Raw genomic sequence first — 19,147 nt, forward strand, 5'->3', positions numbered from 1 at the left:
ACCATCCCACGCGGTTCCTGAAGGTGCCTGCCAACGTCTTCCCCTTCGTCACCGGCATGGCGTAGCGTTGCGAACCCGTGGGGAGGGCCGGCCACCGCAGCCTAGGAGGGCCTGGCCCCGTGCCTCCTACCCACCTTGCGCGCCGGCACCCCGCTCCAGATCTCCCCGGCGCCCACCCGGGTCCCCTTGGACAGCACCGACCCCGCCGCGAGGACCGCTCCGTCGCCGATGACGCAGCCCGGGAAGATGACGGCCATGAGGCCCACCGTGACGTTCCGTCCGATGACCACCGGCGCGGCGTAGAGGCGGCCCCGTTCGGCCACGTGGGCCACCAGGGTGACGTCCCCGCCGATGACGGTGTCGTCGCCGATGGTGATGAGGTTCTGGTCGGCCACCACGGCGGTGTTGATCTGCACCCGGGCCCCGATCCTCATGCCCATGAGGCTGTGGTACGCGGGGAGGAAGGGCGTGAGCCGAACCCAGTTCACGAAGGAGAAGCGCAGGAAGAGGGTCAGGGCGTTGTAGCTCGCCCAGCGCCACCCCTCCCAGGACACGTACGTGAAGGTGCCCACGGGGGTGCCCTGGGCGAAGGTGACCCAGCGCGCGATGGGCAGCAGGACCATGAGGGTGATGCCGAAGACGAAGTAGGCCGCCCCCAGGGCGATGCCCAGGGCCAGCACGTGGAGGTTGCCGGCGAGCGGTAGGCCCTGGGCCCACACCACCAGCTTGATGGCGGGGAAGGCCGCCAGGCCCAGCACGATGGCCGCCTCGGCGAACAGCGCCAGGGAGAGAAGGAACTGCAGCGGAGTCAGGATCCTGCGCTTCCAGACCTGCTCTGCCATGGGGACTCCGGGGGTTGGATGTATCGTGCCATCCCCGGGGCCGCCCTGTCAGCCGCTCAGATCACGTAGGCGGCGCCGCCCCCGGCCTTGACCCGCTCGGCCAGGTCGGCCAGCGTGTGCCGGCGCAGGGAGGCCTCCATGGCCGCGGCCAGTTCGCACCACACGTCCCGGGTCACGCAGTCCGCGGCGCGCCCGCACAGCTCGGGGTCCAGGGTGCAGTCGGCTGCGCTGATGCGGCCCTCCAGGGCCTCCACCACGTCCAGGGGCGTGATGCTCCGGGGCTCCCGCGCCAGCTCCAGGCCGCCGTTGGGGCCGCGCACGGCCGTCACCAGGCCCGCGGCCTTCAGGCCCCCCACCAGCACGTGGATGTACTTGCCCGGGAGCTGCTGGTTCTGGGCGATGGTGGTCACCAGGACCGGGCCGGACCCGTGGTGCACGGCCAGCTCGACCATGATCCGCAGCCCGTACCGCCCCCTGGTGGAAACCTTCATCGCCCGCCTCCAGGTCCCAGTATAGGGGGAGAACGTAATTCTTCCTATTGTCCATGGATAAACTTGACAATTAATTCCGGATCCCCCATTCTTGGGTTCCGAAGGTCCCCCAACCCCGAAAGGAGAGTCCCATGCCCCGTCCCAATCGCGTGGATTACGCCTACCAGCTCATCGGCAACACCCCCGTGGTCCGCCTGAACCGCATCGCGGAAAAGGGCAGCGCCACCATCTACCTCAAGCTCGAGAGCGCCAACCCCGGCGGCAGCGTCAAGGACCGCATCGCGCTCAGCATGATCGAGGACGCCGAGCGTTCCGGGGCCCTCAAGCCCGGCCAGGAGATCCTCGAGGCCACCAGCGGCAACACCGGCGTGGGTCTGGCCTTCGTGGCCGCCGCCAAGGGCTACCCCATCACCCTGATCATGCCCGAGACCATGACCCTGGAGCGCCGGGCCATCCTCAAGGCCTACGGGGCCAACCTCATCCTGACCCCCGGCCCCCTGGGCATGAAGGGCGCCGTGGACAAGGCCGAGGAGCTGGCGGCAGCCGACCCCAAGTACTGGGTGGTGCGCCAGTTCGACAACCCCGCCAACCCCGAGGTCCACCGCCGCACCACCGCCGAGGAAATCCTCGAGCAGGTGCCCGAGCTGGACGCCTTCGTGGCCGGCATCGGCACCGGGGGCACCATCACCGGCGTGGGCGAGATCCTGGCGAAGCGCAAGCCCGGCACCCTCGTGGTGGCCGTGGAGCCCGTGGACTCCCCGCTCCTCACCCAGGGCAAGGCCGGCCCCCACAAGCTCCAGGGCCTGGGCGCCAACTTCGTCCCGAAGATCCTCAACCGCGAGGCCTTCCAGCGCGTGGAGGACGTGGGCTACGACGACGCCATCGCCATCGCCCGCCGCCTCACCCGCGAGGAGGGGATCTTCACGGGCATCAGCACCGGGGCCATCGTCTTCACGGCCCTGAAGGTGGCCAGGGAACTGGGCGCGGGCAAGACCGTGGTCGCCGTCGTTTGCGACACCGGCGAGCGCTACCTCACCCACCCGCTCTTCTCCGAGGCGTAGAAAAAGGGTTCTTCACGGATTTGAGGGGTGGCGCCGACCCACACTCACTTTAGCTTGGTGCTGACGAGGAGGCCGGGTCCGGTCGATAGGGGCCGTTCTGAGCCCGTCATCCAGGTAAGTTGAAACGAAAAGCTTATCGCCGAGGCGCCGAGGGGCCGAGGTTCGCCGAGAAAAGATCTTCTTTTTATTCCTCGGCGATCCTCGGCTCCTCGGCGCCTCGGCGATAGGCCCTTCGATCGAGATTGCCGGATTCATCGGGTAACAGGTCGGCAGCAGTGGACTTCAGGCATCTTGGAGTTGTCGAGAAACCAGGATGAGAGGAGGCCGCTGCTGCCTACCAAGGAGCTTATTGCCCGTTTGGGCGGATGGAAAGGGCATCGCGTCGGAACCGTGGAAAGGTTCGAACCGGGGGAGAAGGGTACCCGCGCCCAGGTCTGGATCGAGTTGCTCGGCTTCGGTGTCCACCCTCGGACCTGCAGCGGCTGCCAGCGCAAGGTTTCAGCGGTGCACGACTGGTCCCAGCGAGAGATCCGGGACCTGCCCGTGTTCGACGCGGATACCGTGTTGGTGGTCTGGCGTGTCCGGGTGGCCTGCCCTGCCTGCGGACCCAAGCTGGAGGCCCTGGACTGGCTGGAACCCTATGCACGGGTCACCAACCGCATGGCCGAGAGTGTGGCCCGCATGTGCAAGGTCATGCCCATCAAGCGGGTTGCCGAGCATTATGGCCTCCACTGGGGCACAGTGAAGGACATCGACAAGGCCTATCTGGAGCGCACGCTGGAGCCAGCCAGACCAGGCAAGGTCCGGCTGCTCATGATGGACGAGTTCGCCCTCCATAAGGGGCAGAGCTACGCCACGGTGTTCGCCGATACCGAAACCCGCCAAGTGCTTTGGGTGGGCAAAGGCCGGGGCAAGGCGGATATCAGGCCCTTCTTCGAATGGCTCGGCAAGCGGCGGTGCCGCAAGGTCGCGGCGGTGGCCATGGACATGTCCCCCACTTTCGAAGCGGAAGTCCGCCAACACTGCCCCAATGCCGAGATCGTCCTGGACCAGTTCCATGTCCTGGCCAATTTCGGAAAGCAGGTGCTCGACCGAATCCGGGTCAACGAGGCCAATCGGTGCCGGGACGACAAGGCCGCCCGGGAACTCATCAAGGGGGCCAAGTGGCTCCTGCTGGGCAACTGGGAGAACCTGCCCAACCGGGAGAGCAAGACCAGGCTCAACGCGCTCCTGGAGGCGAACCAAGCCCTCATGACGGCCTACGTCATGAAGGACGCCCTTAAGGCCCTGTGGGGCTTTAATAGTCAGTAAATCGGGTTCGCGGAACCCAGGCCTTCGGCTGGGTCGGTGCGATGACGCGCAACCCGATTTACGGTCTTGAACAAGCCCGGAGCGGCAGGGGCCGGCGCGACTGGGCTGCTATGGGCAAATCGAGCTTGGCAGGCCGCCTGAGGATGGTGGAAACGCCTTGGCCATCGTCTCCCTGACCTTCGATTTCACGCTCTGTTCTGGCCGCGATGGTTCCGCTCCTGTCCATGAGCAGACCCTCTCCAGCCCACCGTGGTGGCAGGTTGCGGCGCGAGAAAGCCTGGTCGTTGTGGGGACGGTCAGCATGGGGCGTCAACTTCGGGAGGTGCCCGGGGGGCGGTGGGATCCAGGCGGACCCGGTGGAGCATGCCGCCGCAGACAGGGCAGGCGCGCATCTCTTGCTCCAGCCATGTCACCGGGGATGGAGTTGCCTTGACCTTGGTCTCGCCCAGGGCCTGCCGGGCCTGGTCCAACAGACCTCCGGGCTGGGCGGCGGCGTAGAGGCCGGCGTGGCGGATTTTTCGGAAGCCCGGGGGGAGGACGTGCTGGACCAGGCGGTGGAGGAATTCCGGCGGCTCCAGGGTCGCGGTGAGGCCGTGCTTGGTGCGAAAGGTCACCTGGTCGTCCGTGACATCCACCAACCGGGAATTGGCGATGCCCACCCGGTGGGTATAGCGCCCGAGGTAATGGAGCACGTGGCCGGACTTGCGGAACGGCTTCTTGACGTAGGCGATCCAGCGCTTCTCTTTCACCTGTGCGATCAACTGGGCGTAGGCGGCCACGGTACGTTCCGGGAACTTGCCCCCATCCCGGGCGGCCCCCAGGGCGGCCAGGACCTTGCCGCGGAACACGTCGCCCAGCATCTTCAGGGGAAACAGGTAGCGGTGCTTGAGCCGGATGAAACGGCCGCCATCCAGGCTCAGGCCGCCGGTGCTGACCAGCGCGTGGACATGGGGGTGGAAGGCCAGTTCCCGGGTCCAGGTATGCAGGATCAGAGTCAGGCCAAAGGTCAGGCCCTTGCGGGTCCTGCCCAGCTCCAGAAGCGTATCGGCCACGGCGCGCAGCATGGCTTGGTAGACCTCGGCCGGGTGGAGCCGGGCCAGAGCCCGCAGTTCAGCCGGCAGGGTGAACACCACGTGGAAGTGGCCAATGGCCAGGATCCGTCGACTGCGCGCGGCGATCCACTTCTCCTGGGCCAGGGCCTGGCACTTCGGGCAGTGCCGGTCCCGGCAGGAGTTGTAGGCGATCCGCTCATAGTCGCCGTGCTCGCAGACCAGCTTGTGGCCGCCGAGGGCGGCGGTGCGGCAACGACTGATCGCGGTCAGCACCTTCTTCTGTCCCGGGGCAAGGCGATGCCTGGCCTCCAGGGCGGGGCGGTGCCTGCGGACGATCTCGCCGATGTCGAACCGGGGCCGGGGCCCCACGCCTCAATCCGGCAGGTCTTCCAACGGGCTGCGGATGGCAGCAACCTGGCTTGGTGCGACCTGGGTGTAGATCTGAGTGGACCGGATGCTGCCGTGGCCCAGGACAACCTGGATCCGGCGCAGGTCCTCCCCGTTCTCCAGCAGATGGGTGGCGAAGGCGTGGCGGAGCATGTGCGGACCCACGATCTTGCCGATGCCGGAGGCGGCTGCCGCGCACAACAGGGCCCGGCGCGCCGTCTCAGGGCAGATGGGGTTGCCCAACTTGGAGGCGAACAACCAGGGCTTCGGCGGCTGCTCGTGCTTGTAGTAGGTCCGCAGCAACCCGTAGAGCTTGCCGTCCATGGGCACCATCCGCTCCTTGCCACCCTTGCCATGGCGGACATGGATGACCTTCTGCATGGCATCAATATCACGGGTTTCCAGCAGGCTGGCCTCATTGATACGCAAGCCGGTGGCATAGATCAGGGTGAAGAACATGCGGTACTTGGCGGTCGTGAACCCGTCCAGGAGCCGCTGGATCTCAGGCCGGCCGAGGATCGAGGGCAGGTGCGCCTTGGCCTTGGGGATGGTGATCCAGGCCACCTTCTCCGGCTGGCCCAGTGTCCTTGAATAGAGAAATTTCAGGGCCGAGTAATGCTGCCCAAGCCGGGACGCCCCGACCGCCTGGCCGCGGAGATGGTCAACCCAGCGCCGAATCGCCTCCTGGCTCGCATCCGGCAGGTCCTGGCCGAGGAACTCCTCGAAACGCCGGGCCGAAGCGACATACAACTCGATGGTTCTTTCCGCCCGGCCCGCCATTCGGAGATCGCCGGAAAATCTGGACAGAGATACACTATCTGCACGCATGCAGTTCCTCCTTGGTTATGGGGACGGTGCTGACACACCGCCATAACCAAGGAGCCTGCTTTTATATACTTCCGCAAGTCCCCCGGTGAGCGACCGGACTGGACGGGCGTTTTTCACCCTGCCGCGAAGCGGCTTCGTTCAAGCGAGAGGGCTGGGCCCGGAAGGCCTGGGAGAACTGGCTGGCCATGGCCACCTCAAGCGGCCTGCCGCCTTTGGTACGTTTTGCGAAAAACCTGGCCAAGCGGATCGAGGACATCCTCTCGCACTGCCGGTGGCACCTGAACACCAGCATCCTGGAGGGGATCAACAACAAGATCAAGGTCCTGAAGCGGATCGCCTATGGGTACCGGGATGAGGCCTACTTCTTCCTCAAGATCCGTGCGGCCTTCCCCGGAAATCCGTGAAGAACCGAAAAAAGGGCCGCGAAAGCGGCCCCTTTTTCCGTACCGTCCCATCGATCAGGAAGCCATCCTCGGCCGTCCCTTGCCGAAGGCGTAGCCCCCGGCCAGGACGATGGTGTAGATGCCCAGCACGAAGGTGAACGCGAAGAACTTCCACATGCCGCCCATGGTGGTGAAGGCCAGGTAGAGGCGGTAGGAGAAGAGGGCCGTGAGGGCCTGGCAGGCCAGGACCATGCCCAGGGCCGGCAGCCGGTCGAATTCCAGCCGGAAGAAGAGCACCGGCAGGGCCCACAGCGCCATGGCCCCGATGAGGGGATACCACAGGTTGTTCCACACGGCGTAGAAGATGCCCTTGCGGGCCGCGATGTCCACCAGGAAGTCGCTGTTCCACTGCAGGAGCAGGATGAAGCCGATGCCCATGGCCGCGAGCACCGCCACCCAGTCGAAGAGCTCCTGGACGGTGGCGTCCACCCGGATGGCCGTGTCGATCTTGTGGCCCCGGGTCTCCTTGATGAAGAGGGCGCCCACCACGAGGGTCAGCAGGGCGATGCCGATGGGATAGATGAGCCCCGCGTAGATGGCGCCGCTGCCGAAGGCCTCCTTGGCCATGGCCGAGGCGGTCAGCGCCGTGGCGATCAGGGGCAGGAAGCCGCCGAACCAGCCGTTGCCCAGGTGGTAGGGCAGGGACATGGACGTGTAGCGGACGTTGGTGGGGAACAGCTCCACCAGGAAGGCGGCGATGGGGCCGTAGACCATGGTCACGTAGATGATCTGGATGAACACCAGGCCCATGAGCATGACCAGGTTGAAGGCGGGAATGGCGGCGAGCTCGACCACCTTCTGGCCCGGCTGAAGGGCCGGCACGAAGTACCGCATGGCCATGTAGATGGGCACGTAGGTGAGGGCGGCCAGCAGGCAGCCCCAGAGCATCACCTTCTTGCGGCCCACCTTGTCGGACAAGTGCCCGAAGAACAGGAACAGCGGCGCGCCGAAGAGCAGGGCCACCGAGATGATGAGGTAGGCGGGGAGCCAGTGCACCTTGAGGACGGCCTGGAGGAACGTGAGGGCGTAGAACTGGCCGGTGTACCACACCACGCCCTGGCCCGCGGTGGCGCCGAAGAGGGCGAGAAGCACGTAGCGCAGGTTCACGGGGTTGGTGAAGCTCTCCTTCAGGGGGTTCTTGGAGACGGAACCGGCCTTCTTGAGCTTGGCGAACAGGGGGCTCTCCTGCATCTTCACCCGGATGTAGAGGCTGACGGCCAGCAGGATGAAGGAGAGGAGGAAGGGGATGCGCCAGCCGGAGATGAGGTGGCCGGTGCCGTTCTTGAAGCCCTCCTCCCCCATGATCCAGCGGGTCGCGCCGATGATGGCCATGCTGGCGAAGAAGCCCAGGGTGGCGGTGGTCTGGATGTAGCTGGTGTAGTAGCCGCGCCGCGCGTCGGGGACGTGCTCGGCCACGTAGGTGGCCGCGCCGCCGTACTCCCCGCCCAGGGCCAGGCCCTGGAGGAGGCGCAGCAGGACGAGGATGATGGTGGCCCAGATGCCGATGTGCTCATAGGTGGGCAGGAGCCCCACCAGGGCCGTGGAGAGGCCCATGGTGGCCATGGTCACCAGGAAGGTGTACTTCCGCCCGATGAGGTCGCCGATGTGGCCGAACACCAGGGCGCCCAGGGGCCGCACGCCGAAGCCCGCGCCGAAGGTCGCCAGACTGGCCAGGAGCTGGGCCGTCTCGTTCTGGGCGGGGAAGAACTTGCCCCCGAAGAAGACGGCGAGGCTTCCGTAGAGGTAGAAGTCGTACCACTCGAAGAGGGTTCCGAGGGACGATGCCGTGATCACCCTTCGCAGGGTGGCCTTGTCCGTGAAGACCTCTGGGGCGTCCAAACTGGCGGCGGCCTGTTCACTCATGCGCGACTCCTCAGGGAAGTGAACGTTAAATCCCTCCAGCCCGGGATTGGGTTTGGAGGGAGCGGTGGTCGGAAACACAATAAGAACTTGATGGCGCCGCTGAGAATAAGTCTGGTTTCAACCAAAGGAAAGAAAATATTTTGGGAACTTCTAATCCAAGCCCAGATCGCCGAGCCGGTCCTCCCCGATCCCGAACCGGTGGGCCACCTCGTGGAGCACCGTCCGGGCCACCTCTAGTTCTAAGTCAAGGATGTTATCGGCTTCCTCGAGATGGGGGAGGCGGTAGACGGTAATCCTGGCGGGGAGCTCACCGGACCCCGGCATCTCTTCATCCAGGGCAGGCCCGGTGAAAAGTCCGAGGAGGGTCTCCTCCTCCGGAATGCCCATGGCCTCCCGGAGTTCCAGGGAAGGTTCATCCTCCACCACCACCGGGAGGCCTTCGAGATAGGGCTTGAACTCCTCGGGGATGAGCTCGAGGGCCCTGGCCACCACATGCTCGAACCGCCGGCGGGTCATCTGCATGATTCCAGTGTACGCCCGATGGACACGGACTGTCGCGCGGGAGCCCCCATCCTGGAGGCGAGGTGTCCCCATGTTCCCGTCCCCCGCATACCCCCGTCGCGATCCCTGGCGCGAACTCCAGGCGCGGTTCGGCCAGGGCCCCTGGGTGCTCTACCTGGCCGGCCCCCTGCGGGGCGACGGCTCCCCCGAGGCCATCCGCCGCAACCAGGTGCGCATGCTGGCCCGGGCCCGGCTGGTGCAGGACCTCCTGCCTTCGGCCGTCCTGGTGGTCCCCCACGCCAACTTCGCCTTCGTGGACGAATCGGGACCGGGGGGCCTGGGCGTGCGCGCCCGGGTGCTGGACGCCTGCGAGGCGCTGCTCCTGCGATGCGACGCCCTGGTTCTCTGCGGCGGAGAACTCACCGCGGGCATGGCCAGGGAGAAGGCTGCCGCTGAAAAGGCCGGTCTGCCGGTGCTCGTCCTGCCGGAGACGCCGGCCCTGGAGCGGCTGCAGGCCGGCTAGCGCCGCGTCCCGGAGCGTTCCGTCCTGGTTTTAATTGCAGGCAGGTGCCTAATGCTGCACCAGGCGGCGGGCGGCCCCGTTCCGGCGGCGCCCCCGCGCCGCTGGGCGGCGGCGCAGAACCCGGGCCCCCCGGACCGCACCCTGGGGTGTACCTGGAGGCGCCATGCCCAAGAATCCCCACCTGCCCGCCCTTGCGGCCCTGGCGTTGTCCCTGGGGTGCGCGGCGGGCCTGACCAGCACCGAGTCCACCGCGGGCACCACGGCCACCTACTACCAGAGCGGAGGCTCGGCCTCCTACGCCTGGCAGGCCATCTCGGCCACGGGCGCCGACCAGTCCGCGGTGTGCGTGGCCAACGCGGGCACCTTCACCCTCTCCAATTCCACCGTGACCACGTCCGGGGACACCTCGTCCTCCTCGGCCAGCCTCGCCAGCGGACTGGACGCGGCGGTGCTGGTGAAGTCCGCCAGTGTGGTGAGCCTGGTGAACTGTTCCGTGACCACCACCGGCGCCGGAGCCACCGGCGTGTTCGCCACCGGGTCCGGCACCACCGCCGGCATGTCCGGAGGCAGCATCCAGTGCTCGGACCAGTGGGCCCACGGCGCGGCCGCGGCCTCGGGGGCGGCCCTGACCCTCTCGGGCGTCACCGTCGCCACCGGCGGTGCGGACGCCGCGGCGGTGGCCTGCGGCTCGGGCACCCTGCTGGCCACCAGCTGCACGGTGTCGGCCACGGGGGTGGATTCCCCCGCCCTCCACAGCGCGGGGACCACCACGGTCACCGGCGGCACCTACACGGCGAGCGGGGCGGAGGCCGCCGTCGTGGAGGGGGGCGGCACCCTGACCGCCACCGGGGCCGGCTTCACCACCACAGCCACGGGCAAGCGGGGCGTGCTCATGTTCCAGAGCGGCACCGGCACCGCCTCGGGCACCTTCACCCAGTCGGGCGGCTCGCTCACCGCCACCGCGGGCCCGCTCTTCCTGGTCACCAACGTCACCGGGGCCATCAACCTCACGGGGGTCAGCGCCACGGCCGCCTCCGGCGTCCTGGTGGAGGCGGGCGGCACCTCCGCCTGGGGCACCTCGGGCAGCAACGGGGGCGTGGCGAACCTCACCGCCAGCGCCCAGGCCCTGACGGGCAACCTCGTCACCGACGATGCCTACAGTTCCATCCGCGCGACCCTCCACAACGGTTCCACCCTCACCGGCACCATCAACCGGGCGGCCTTGACCCTGGACGCGTCCAGCACCTGGACCGTCACCGGGACCTCGTACCTCACCACCCTCTCCGACGCCGCCGGCCTTGGCGGCTCCACCTTCACCAACATCGTCGGCAACGGCCACGACGTCTACTACGACGCCGCCCTGGCCGCCAACAGCTACCTGGCCTCGGGCACCTACGCCCTCACCGGCGGGGGCCAGCTCCTGCCGCAGTGAGCCCGGTCACCCCGGGCGTCGCGCCAGCACCACGGCCCGCCTGAAATCCAGCCACAGGTGAGGCGTGGGCGCCTCCCGGGCGGCGGCTTCCAGGCGCCGCTCCAGCAGCCCCGGTTCCCACCGGTGGCGCAGGTAGGCCCAGGCCAGGGGCAGGAAGACCTCCTGGATGCACAGCAGGGCGTCCTCCCCGTGCAGCGCCGAACCGTAGTTGCGCAGCTCGGTCTCCGCCAGCCCCAGGCGCTCCAGGTGGTGGGCGATCTTCAGGCCCACCGAGAGGTCGGAACCCCGCGCCTCCACCACGTCCAGCAACCGGTCCATGAGGAAGTCGAGGTTCGGGCACGGGGGGTGGATGTCGCTGAACCGCCGGGCCTGCTGAACGGGCTCGAAGCAGGCGATCCAGCCGCCCGGTTTCAGGGTGCGGGCGAGGCGGGGGAGCACCTCCCCCAGCTCCCGCACGTGGGCGAGGGTGACGGACGTGAACACCAGGTCGAAGGCCCGCTCCGGCAGGTCCAGCGCCCGCAGGTCCTGGAGCAGGAACGACGCGCGGGGGACCCCGGGCAGGTCCAGGCGCTTGCGGGCCAGGGCCAGGAGTTCCCCGGAGCGGTCCAGGCAGGTGATGCTCCCCTCCGGGACCCGCGCCGCGAGCCGCAGCGACCAGAACCCCGTGCCGGAGCCCAGGTCGAGGATGGCCCCGTCCGGGGCCGTGGGTGGCAGCTGGTCCAGGGGGCGGGCCTTCTCGAACAGCAGGTTCTGGGCTTCCAGGCGGGCCACCTCCCCGCCGTCGCTGTCCCGCTGCACCCGCTCGAAGGCGTAGGGCACGGGGGAATCGGGAGACAGGTGGCCACCGGCCAAAGCCGAAGGCAGGCCCTGCGACGATGCAAAGTCCATATAAGTCTCTTTAAAATTAATACTTAGTTAAAAAGTCCGGGCCCTTCCCGGGATGCCTCAGGATGGCACCCCGGGAGGATCCCGTCCAGGGGACGATTCATGCCGGCCAGGCCCCGTCCGCCACGTCGATGTCGGCGTCCGTGCGCTCCCGGATCCAGTCCGGGGGATAGGGCCCCAGGCACTCCCGCAGCAGGAACCGTCCGTCCCGCACCTCGAACAGGCCCAGGTCCGTGACCACCAGGTCCACCTCCCGGGCGGCGGTCAGCGGCAGGGAGCAGCGCCGGCGCAGGCGGCTGGCGCCGGTGGGCTCGAAGTGCAGGGTGGCGGCGATGACCTTGCGGGCGCCGGTGGTGAGGTCCATGGCCCCCCCCATGCCGGGCACCATCTTCCCGGGCACCTTGTAGTTGGCCAGGTTTCCCTCCTGGTCGACCTCCAGCACGCCCAGCACGGTGTAGTCCACGTGGCCGCCCCGGATGATGCCGAAGCTCGCCGCGGAGTCGAAGAAGCACCCCCCGGGCTGCACGGTGATGGGCGCTCCGCCGGCGTTCACCATGTCCCGGTCCTCCTGTCCGGGCGGGGGCGCCGGGCCCAGGCCCATGAGCCCGTTCTCGGACTGGAGGATGATGGAGACCCCCGCGGGCAGGTGGTTCACCACCAGCGTGGGCAGGCCGATGCCCAGGTTGACCACGTCGCCCGAGCGGAAGATCCGGGCGATGCGCCTGGCGATGACGTCCTTGTCGGGAACGTAGTCCATTCACATCTCCAGGCGTTCGGCCATGACGAGGAAGTCCACGAAGATCGAGGGCGTGTGCACGTGGTTGGGGTCGAGGGCGCCGATGTCCACCAGCTCCTCCACCTCGGCGATGACCAGGTCCGCCGCGGTGGCCATCATGGGATTGAAGTTGCGCGCGGTGCCCGCGTAGGCGAGGTTGCCGGCGCGGTCCCCCACCTTGGCCTTGATGATGGCCACGTCCGCCCGCAGGGGGAGCTCCAGCAGGAAGGCCCTTTCCCCGACGGTGATCACCTGCTTGCCGTCGGCCACTTCGGTGCCGATGCCCGTGGGGGTGAGGAAGCCCCCGAGCCCCGCGCCCCCGGCCCGGATGCGCTCGGCCAGGGTGCCCTGGGGCACCAGGTCCACCACCGTCTCCCCGGCGTTCATCTGGCGCTGGGTCTCCTGGTTCAGGCCGATGTGGCTGGCGATGATGCGCCGGAAGGCGCGGTCCTGGACGAGGTGGCCGATGCCGGTGACCCGGCCCGACTTCAGGTCGTGCATGGCCGTGTCGGTGCTGATGAGGGTCAGGTCCTTCAGGTTCCTCGCCCGCAGCGCGTGGATGAGCGTCTGCGGCGCCCCGCACCCCATGAAGCCCCCGGACATGAGCACCTGGCCGTCCCGGATCTTCGAAGCTGCCTCGGCTGGGGAGAGGATGGGCTTGTCGAACACGCGTAAGAGACTAGCGCGTCCGGGGGAAAAGCACCTGGTTTTCCAGGTAGAGATGTTTCTGGAGCCGGCCCGAGAGGTGCTTGATGCACTCGTGGAGCCGGATCTCGGGGCCTCCGGGGGAGGAGGTGGCGGCCAGGGCCGACGCCAGGCCCCGGATGCTGCGGAGCAGGCCCGCCTCGGCCTCGTGCTCGCCCTCCAGGAGGGCCCTCACCGAGTCCAGGTGCTCCTTGCGGCCCTCGGGGACCGTCCCGGCGTCCATGGCCAGGATGTAGGGGAAGAGGTTGCGTTCCTCCAGGGCGAGGTGGGCGCGCATGGTGGTGCAGAAGCGGCTGATCATGTCCCGGATCTCGACCAGGGTGGGATTGCGGCGCCCGTCCTCCAGGGCGATGAGCTCGGCCAGGGTCTCCAGGTCCGCCATGTCCGTCCGGCATTCCAGGTGGCAGGTCCCGACCAGGTGCCGGACCAGGTCCGCCACCGGCATCACCTTCCACGCCTCACGTTCCTGTTTCTCGTCGAGATGCACACGGCCTCCAGGGGGGTCGATCCTCCCGGCCGCAGGCGGTCCCGGGGATCACCCATCATAAAGGGGACCCCTTGGTACCTAGATCACATATCTAATATAAAAATTCCGTAAAAAGAGAAAATATTATATTTAAATCATAGGATGGCGGACGGCATTTTCCTAGGTCTTCTGCTCCACCGCGGGTGCGTCGCCGGGCTTCATGAGGATCTTCATCGGCTTGCCTTCGCGCAGGACCTCGAACTCCAGGGTCTGGTCGGGGGGGATCATCTCCAGGAAGTCCATGAGCTCGATGTCGGTTTCCATCTTCACGCCGTTGATGCCGATGATCAGGTCGCCCAGGACGCAGTCCTCCACCTTGGTGGCCTTCTCCAGGCCCGGCTTGAGGGTGATGCCGCGCAGGCCGGCCTTGTCGGCGATGCCGCCGGCGTCCACGCCCCGCACCGCGATGCCCCGCGTGATGCCCCACTCGGGCGCCCAGTGGGAGGGCAGGGTGTCGAAGCCCAGGACGGGGCGGTAGGTCTGGCCCTTGGCGATGAGCAGGGGCACCACGCGGTTGAGGGTCTCCACGGGGATGGCGAAGCCCACCCCGGAGCTGGCCCCGGACGTGGAGGTGATGGCGGTGTTCATGCCCACGAGCCGCCCGGTCCGGTCCAGGAGCGGGCCGCCGGAATTGCCCGGGTTGATGGCCGCGTCGGTCTGCACCGCGCCGGAGATGTGCGTCCCGAAGCTGGTGACGATGGGCCGGCCCAGGGCCGAGACGATCCCGGCGGTGAGGGTGTGGTCCAGGCCGAAGGGATTGCCGATGGCCAGGACGTCCTGCCCCACGATGAGGTCCTTGGCGGTGCCGATGGGCAGGGGCTTGAGGGCGTCCAGGGGCGCGAAGACGTGGAGCACCGCGATGTCCTGGGCGAGGCTCCGCCCGATGACCACGGCCTTGAAGATGCGCCCGTCGGCCAGGGTCACCTGCAGATCGTCCGCCTCGCTGCGGGGGGCGCCCACGGCCACGTCCTCGAAGGTGATCACATGGTGGTTGGTGACCACGTGGCCCAGGTTGTCCCACACGAAGCCCGTGCCGGAAGCCGGGGGGATGGCGATCTGGTCGCCCTGGTTGTTCTCGAAGTGGCCGCTGGTGATGGAGCGGATGAACACCACCGAATTGCGGGCCCGCTTGAAGGCGTCGGCCTTGGCGCGCTCGGCGGGGGTAAGGGCGGGGCGCGGCGTGGCGGCCCGGGGCTTCGCGAGCTTGCGGTTGAAGTCGACGGTCTCCTGCTCGGCGGGCGTGAGCTTGGTGTGCGGGCGTTCGTAGGGCTCCTGGGCGGCCAGGGGCAGGCTCAGCAGCAGGGCCGCCCGCATCGCAACGTGCCTCAGGTCCATGTCCATCCTCCCAGGTCCTTTGCCATGATGCGACAAACCGGGGAGCAAGCCCATCACAACCCGCCCCGGAATAAGTCTCGCGGGAACGTCCGCGGGGCGGATAATCGGGCATCCCGGAGAATGGCACCACCCCATGCGACGCTTCGTTCTGCTTTTCGCCCTCCTCGCGGCCGCCGTCACGGGCGTGCTGGAATACCGGCGCAACCTCCGGCCCTCCTCCAGGGCCCCCCTCGAACTCCGCCTGGCCCCCGCCACGGCGTTCCAGGGCCTGACGCCCCTTGAGCGGCGCGGGTTCGGAGTCCTCTTCAAGGACTGCCTGGAGTACCGCACGGGGCTGGCGGTGGTGGAGAGCGAGGCCGTCCTCCCCGGCGGGCCCCAGGAGGCCCTCACGGTCTCCCTGGAGCGGCCGGAGGGGAAGGTCCGCATGCACCTCGTCCTGCAGCGGGCCGGCAGGCCCGTGAGGACCGGGGACCTGAATGCCGACTCCCCCGACGCGGCCGTGGGCGCGGCCCTGGCGTGGCTGGGGCTGGAGGACCGCGCCAGGGGCCTGCTCCTGCCCCGCGATCCGGCCTTCTTCTGGGACCTGGCGCGCATGACCGCTTCACGGCCCGCAGGCTCCATCGAGGGCGACCTGGACGTCTGCGGCCGGATCCTCGCGCAGGAGCCCGGCTGCGCAGGCGCCTGGCTCGCCCGGGCACGGCTGCTCAACAACCACATCCTGGACGACAACCGGGCCCCGGCCCACCTGCAGGACCGCTGCGAACAGGACTTCCTCACGGCCCTGGCCCTGGCCCCCGACTGCCCCCGGGCCGCCACCCTCTTCGGGCGCTTCCGCACGGAGATCGGGAACCAGCGCGCCGCCCTGGATCTGCTGCTCGACGCCATCCGCCGGAGCCCCAGGGCCCCGAGGCTCTACGAGGCCGTGGCCTACGCCGCCCGCAGCGCGGGCCTCCTGGAGGGGGCCTCCCGGGCCCTGGCGCGGCGGGACGCGCTTTCGGGCCCGAGCCGCGGCGAGGCCGACATCACGGAGAACACCTACCTCTACCGGGGCGAGCTGGACCGCTTCGAGACGGTCCTGGGGCCGGGGTCGGCCACGGAGCCCGACGCCCTCCGGGACTTCTACCGGGGCTACGCGCGCCTGCTGCGCGGGGACCGCGCCGGAGCCGCGAGGCACTTCCACCGCGCCGCCGCCACCCCGGGGGGCAACCGCGCCTTCATGGACCTGGCCGGGGTCTACGAACTGGGCCTGGCGGGCAGGCATGAAGCGGCCCTGGAGGAGCTGCGCAGGCTCTGGGCGGAACGCATCCCCATCCGCATCCCCGACGGCGAGTTCACCTTCAAGCTCGCCGAGGCCTTCGGCTTCCTGGGCAGCCCCGCCGAGGCCCAGGACGTGGCGAACCGCGCCTTCGCCCAGGGTTTCGGGTGCCTGCGGTGGTACGAGCAGAGCCCCTTCCTGGCCGGCGCCCGCGGCACCCTCCGGTGGGCGGCCCTGGAGCAGCACCTGTCCGAGCGCCTGGCCCTCATGGAGGCGACCTACCCCAGGAGCCGGTTCGAGTTTTGAACTCCGAAAGGAACCTGAGGCGGGCGCGCGGCACCTTGACTGCACCGATCCCGCGGCCTGCCCGGAGGTATGGATATGAATGCTCTGTTAGGCGTAGTGCTGATTCTCAGCTTGTTGATCATCATCTTCTTGGGACCCGAGTATTTACAGACGGTCCGCCGGAAAACCCGTTCATATAAAAAAATAGGCCCTCAGCGAACCCTTCAAGGCCGCGACGCCCAGGCGTAAGCTGAATTCCCTTTTCCCGGAAAGGACCTGCCCATGACTTCACGAACCCCGCTCCCCTATGACAAGCTGCTGCTGACGCTCCTCGGCGGCGCCGCCCTCGGCGCCCTCGCGGTGGCCTTCACCACGCCCCGCACGGGCCGGGAGGTCCGCCGGAAATTCCGGGCCATCGGCGACCTGTTCCGGGGCCACACCCGGACGGCCGAGGACGACCTGATCGAGGCGATGTTCATCTAGAGCGGCGGCCCGCGGGCGGAACGCCCGTGGGCCGCTGGACGGGCGCGTTCCTCAGTTCGCCGGCGCGGGAGGCGCTGGCGGCGCGGCGGGCGCCGGGGGTGCGGGAGGCGCGGGAGGCGCCGCAGGGCCGCCCTGGTCCAGGCGGTCGAGGCGGGCCTTGAGGCGGGCGATCTCGGCCTTGAGTTCGTCCACCTCGGCGCTGCGGGGACCCACGCGCATGGTGATCACCCGGTTCTCGCCGGGCTTGCCTTCGCCTTCGGGCCCATCGACGCGCTTGCGGATGACGATGTGCCGCTCGCCGGGGCCGCCTTCCAGTTCATGGAGGGTTTCCAGCTCGGCGAGGTCGATCTCCTTGTCGTTGAGGACGCGGAGGTGGGGCAGGCGGAGGCCGATGAGCGCGACCTTCCGGGCCTCGGCGGCCAGTTCCTTGGCCTTCTCCTGCATCTCCTTCTGGAGGCGGTCCAGCTCGGGATCGGCCTTGGCGGACTTGCGGGAGCTCTCGAACTTCTTCGCAAAGGCTTCGGCCTTGGCCTCGAAGGCCTTGGTCTTGGCGTCCAGGTCGCCCCGCTTCTCGATGCGGACGATCTTCTTCTCCACCTTCGGGGCGCCCTCGGGGGCCTTGGGGGCGGCCTCCTGGTGGAGCCCCAGGCCCGAGGCGGCGCCCAGGGCGGTGACGGCCAGAACGGCCAGCAGGCCCGCGCGCCCCAGGGGGGAGGGCGGCAGATTGGGCAGGATGAGACGTTTGATGCGGTTCATGAGAATTCCTCCGTTGGCCGCCAGGGCGAGGCCAGGGTTGGGTTCGAGGGACTGGCGCAGATCCTCCAGGCGCTCAAGGGCGCGGGCATAGAGGATCGGATCGCCGCAGACTTCCACCGCCGCGTCGTCGCAGCAGTTCTCGCGTTCGGTGCGGATCTGGCGGGAGACCCACCAGGCCGCGGGGTGGTAGAAGAAGAGGGCTTCCACCATGGACTGCATGAGGTTGACCAGGTAGTCGTGGCGCCGCACGTGGGCCAGCTCGTGGGCGAGGACGGCCTCGAGGGCCGCGGGATCCATGCCCGCCAGGGCCGCCGCCGGCACCAGGATCACCGGCCTTATCCAGCCGATGACCATGGGCGCGTCCACGGTCCAGGACCGCAGCAGGCCCACGGGGAAGGTGATCCCCATGCGCTCCGCCAGGGCACCGGCCCGTTCGATCCACTCGCCGGGCGCGGGCTCGGCGCCGACCCGGCGCAGGCGCTGGATCCAGTACCACCCGCCCAGGAGCCGCAGGCCCATGACCGAGACCCCCAGCATCCAGAAGGCGCAGGCCTGGGGCAGGTAGGGCCCCAGCAGTTCCCGCCAGCCCGGGGGCCGCAGCGCATCGGCCACCAGCACCACCCCCGGGGGGAGCGGCGCCGGCCAGCACAGCGCGAAGGTCGCCAGGGCCGCCAGGGGCATGGCCGCCAGGGCCGCGCAGGCCAGGACATACCGGGACCCCGGCGTCCGGCTCCGCAACAGCCGGGTCCCGGCCCAGGCCAGCAGGCCCAGGCCCGCGCCCTGCCACAGGGAATGGACGAGGGTCCATCCCAGGGCCTGGAAGAGGGGAGATGCCCAGAGATGCGTCATGACTGCCTCCCTTCGGCCGCATCCAGGAGCGCCCGGATCTCATCCAGCTCCGCCCGGGACGTCTTCCGGGAGGAAAGGGCCTGGATGACGAGCTTCGCGGCGGATCCGCCGAAGGCCCGGTCCAGCAGATCGCCCACCAGGTGTTCCCGGGTGCGCTCCGCGCTCTGGGCCGCCTGGTACACATGGGACCGCTCGCGCTCGTCCCGGGTGACCAGGTTCTTCTCCGTCATGACCTGGAGAAGCTTCAGCACCGACGTGTAGCCCAGATCCTTCTCCCCCGCCAGCACCTCGTGGATCTGCCGGACCGTCGACGGTCCGCGATCCCAGAGCACCCGGAGAATGGCCAGTTCACCGTCGGTGGGCCGGGGCAGGGGATGGTTCATGGAGGGGACTCCTTGGTCTACGAAGATATGTGTACGTTCTTTTTCGTAGAGGGCAAGGGAAAACTTCAGGACCCTGTCATGGTGCTTAAAGAAAACGAATTCTAATTCTGCGATCCGCCGGTCAGGAGGGGGTGTCAGGTCAAGGCATCGAGGTTTTCATTGCAGCCGTGGACCCC

General features: G+C 68.4%; 19 protein-coding genes and 1 pseudogene. 7 read left to right on the forward strand and 13 right to left on the reverse strand.

The genetic code is table 11. The annotated features are described in order from the left end of the window. Positions 1-101: 101 nt before the first annotated feature. Positions 102-842, reverse strand: a complete 741-nt coding sequence (locus RAH40_RS16185; protein WP_306598608.1) for a DapH/DapD/GlmU-related protein — start codon at positions 840-842, stop codon at positions 102-104. A gap of 56 nt (positions 843-898) precedes the next feature. After that, positions 899-1,333 carry an Rrf2 family transcriptional regulator gene (locus RAH40_RS16190; protein ID WP_306598609.1) on the reverse strand — a complete coding sequence of 145 codons (435 nt, stop codon included), beginning with the start codon at positions 1,331-1,333 and terminating at the stop codon, positions 899-901. A gap of 131 nt (positions 1,334-1,464) precedes the next feature. Between RAH40_RS16190 and cysK the strand changes: the two genes are divergently transcribed. Together cysK and RAH40_RS16200 are read left to right on the forward strand one after the other, a co-directional pair. Next, positions 1,465-2,394, forward strand: a complete 930-nt coding sequence (cysK, locus tag RAH40_RS16195; RefSeq protein ID WP_306598611.1) for a cysteine synthase A — start codon at positions 1,465-1,467, stop codon at positions 2,392-2,394. A gap of 390 nt (positions 2,395-2,784) precedes the next feature. After that, positions 2,785-3,705 carry an ISL3 family transposase gene (locus RAH40_RS16200; RefSeq protein ID WP_306598612.1) on the forward strand — a complete coding sequence of 307 codons (921 nt, stop codon included), beginning with the start codon at positions 2,785-2,787 and terminating at the stop codon, positions 3,703-3,705. A gap of 296 nt (positions 3,706-4,001) precedes the next feature. On the opposite strand, the gene RAH40_RS16205 is transcribed toward RAH40_RS16200, so the two are convergent. Further along, positions 4,002-5,126, reverse strand: coding sequence for an IS91 family transposase (locus tag RAH40_RS16205; protein ID WP_306598613.1), 1,125 nt, complete (start codon positions 5,124-5,126; stop codon positions 4,002-4,004). Positions 5,127-5,129: 3 nt separating this feature from the next. Further along, the gene (locus tag RAH40_RS16210; protein WP_306598614.1) at positions 5,130-5,972 is read right to left on the reverse strand and encodes a tyrosine-type recombinase/integrase; all 843 of its coding nucleotides are present in this window, start codon (positions 5,970-5,972) and stop codon (positions 5,130-5,132) included. A gap of 146 nt (positions 5,973-6,118) precedes the next feature. Here RAH40_RS16210 and RAH40_RS16215 point away from each other — a divergent pair. Beyond that, positions 6,119-6,376: pseudogene (locus tag RAH40_RS16215) on the forward strand (transposase); the annotation flags it as partial. 54 nt (positions 6,377-6,430) lie between these two features. On the opposite strand, the gene RAH40_RS16220 reads toward RAH40_RS16215, so the two are convergent. Both RAH40_RS16220 and RAH40_RS16225 read right to left on the reverse strand, forming a co-directional pair. Further along, positions 6,431-8,278 carry an MFS transporter gene (locus RAH40_RS16220; RefSeq protein WP_306598615.1) on the reverse strand — a complete coding sequence of 616 codons (1,848 nt, stop codon included), beginning with the start codon at positions 8,276-8,278 and terminating at the stop codon, positions 6,431-6,433. A 150-nt stretch (positions 8,279-8,428) separates the two neighbouring features. After that, positions 8,429-8,800, reverse strand: a complete 372-nt coding sequence (locus RAH40_RS16225; protein ID WP_306598616.1) for a metallopeptidase family protein — start codon at positions 8,798-8,800, stop codon at positions 8,429-8,431. A gap of 70 nt (positions 8,801-8,870) precedes the next feature. On the opposite strand from RAH40_RS16225, the gene RAH40_RS16230 reads away from it, so the two are divergent. Together RAH40_RS16230 and RAH40_RS16235 are read left to right on the forward strand one after the other, a co-directional pair. Next, positions 8,871-9,302 (forward strand): hypothetical protein, encoded by a 432-nt coding sequence (locus RAH40_RS16230; protein WP_306598617.1) that lies wholly within the window; start codon positions 8,871-8,873, stop codon positions 9,300-9,302. 163 nt (positions 9,303-9,465) lie between these two features. Then, complete coding sequence (locus tag RAH40_RS16235; RefSeq protein WP_306598618.1) at positions 9,466-10,734, forward strand: hypothetical protein; 1,269 nt, start codon at positions 9,466-9,468, stop codon at positions 10,732-10,734. Positions 10,735-10,740: 6 nt separating this feature from the next. Here RAH40_RS16235 and RAH40_RS16240 read toward each other — a convergent pair whose 3' ends face one another. The 5 genes from RAH40_RS16240 to RAH40_RS16260 all read right to left on the reverse strand — a co-directional run bounded on the left by RAH40_RS16240 (position 10,741) and on the right by RAH40_RS16260 (position 14,960). After that, positions 10,741-11,553: a class I SAM-dependent methyltransferase gene (locus tag RAH40_RS16240; RefSeq protein WP_306598619.1), complete on the reverse strand. Its 813-nt coding sequence runs from the start codon at positions 11,551-11,553 to the stop codon at positions 10,741-10,743. A 166-nt stretch (positions 11,554-11,719) separates the two neighbouring features. Continuing rightward, complete coding sequence (locus RAH40_RS16245) at positions 11,720-12,376, reverse strand: 3-oxoacid CoA-transferase subunit B (protein WP_306598620.1); 657 nt, start codon at positions 12,374-12,376, stop codon at positions 11,720-11,722. Next, on the reverse strand, positions 12,377-13,063 hold the full coding sequence (locus RAH40_RS16250) for a CoA transferase subunit A (RefSeq protein WP_306598621.1): 687 nt from the start codon (positions 13,061-13,063) through the stop codon (positions 12,377-12,379). It abuts the gene before it with no gap. Between the two features lie 10 nt (positions 13,064-13,073). Beyond that, positions 13,074-13,586 (reverse strand): hemerythrin domain-containing protein, encoded by a 513-nt coding sequence (locus RAH40_RS16255; RefSeq protein WP_306598623.1) that lies wholly within the window; start codon positions 13,584-13,586, stop codon positions 13,074-13,076. 159 nt (positions 13,587-13,745) lie between these two features. Next, on the reverse strand, positions 13,746-14,960 hold the full coding sequence (locus RAH40_RS16260) for a S1C family serine protease (RefSeq protein WP_306598624.1): 1,215 nt from the start codon (positions 14,958-14,960) through the stop codon (positions 13,746-13,748). A 133-nt stretch (positions 14,961-15,093) separates the two neighbouring features. On the opposite strand from RAH40_RS16260, the gene RAH40_RS16265 reads away from it, so the two are divergent. Both RAH40_RS16265 and RAH40_RS16270 read left to right on the forward strand, forming a co-directional pair. Beyond that, entirely contained in the window at positions 15,094-16,521 is a 1,428-nt protein-coding gene (locus tag RAH40_RS16265) for a hypothetical protein (protein WP_306598625.1), read from the forward strand. Between the two features lie 261 nt (positions 16,522-16,782). Beyond that, on the forward strand, positions 16,783-16,983 hold the full coding sequence (locus RAH40_RS16270; protein WP_306598626.1) for a hypothetical protein: 201 nt from the start codon (positions 16,783-16,785) through the stop codon (positions 16,981-16,983). 51 nt (positions 16,984-17,034) lie between these two features. Here the strand turns inward: RAH40_RS16270 and RAH40_RS16275 are convergent, their stop codons facing one another. After that, positions 17,035-18,588: a M56 family metallopeptidase gene (locus RAH40_RS16275; RefSeq protein ID WP_306598627.1), complete on the reverse strand. Its 1,554-nt coding sequence runs from the start codon at positions 18,586-18,588 to the stop codon at positions 17,035-17,037. Then, positions 18,585-18,971 (reverse strand): BlaI/MecI/CopY family transcriptional regulator, encoded by a 387-nt coding sequence (locus RAH40_RS16280; RefSeq protein WP_306598628.1) that lies wholly within the window; start codon positions 18,969-18,971, stop codon positions 18,585-18,587. The genes RAH40_RS16275 and RAH40_RS16280 overlap by 4 nt, the downstream gene beginning before the upstream one ends. Positions 18,972-19,147 lie beyond the last annotated feature (176 nt).

This window comes from Geothrix sp. 21YS21S-2, from assembly GCF_030846775.1.
Taxonomy (GTDB): domain Bacteria; phylum Acidobacteriota; class Holophagae; order Holophagales; family Holophagaceae; genus Mesoterricola.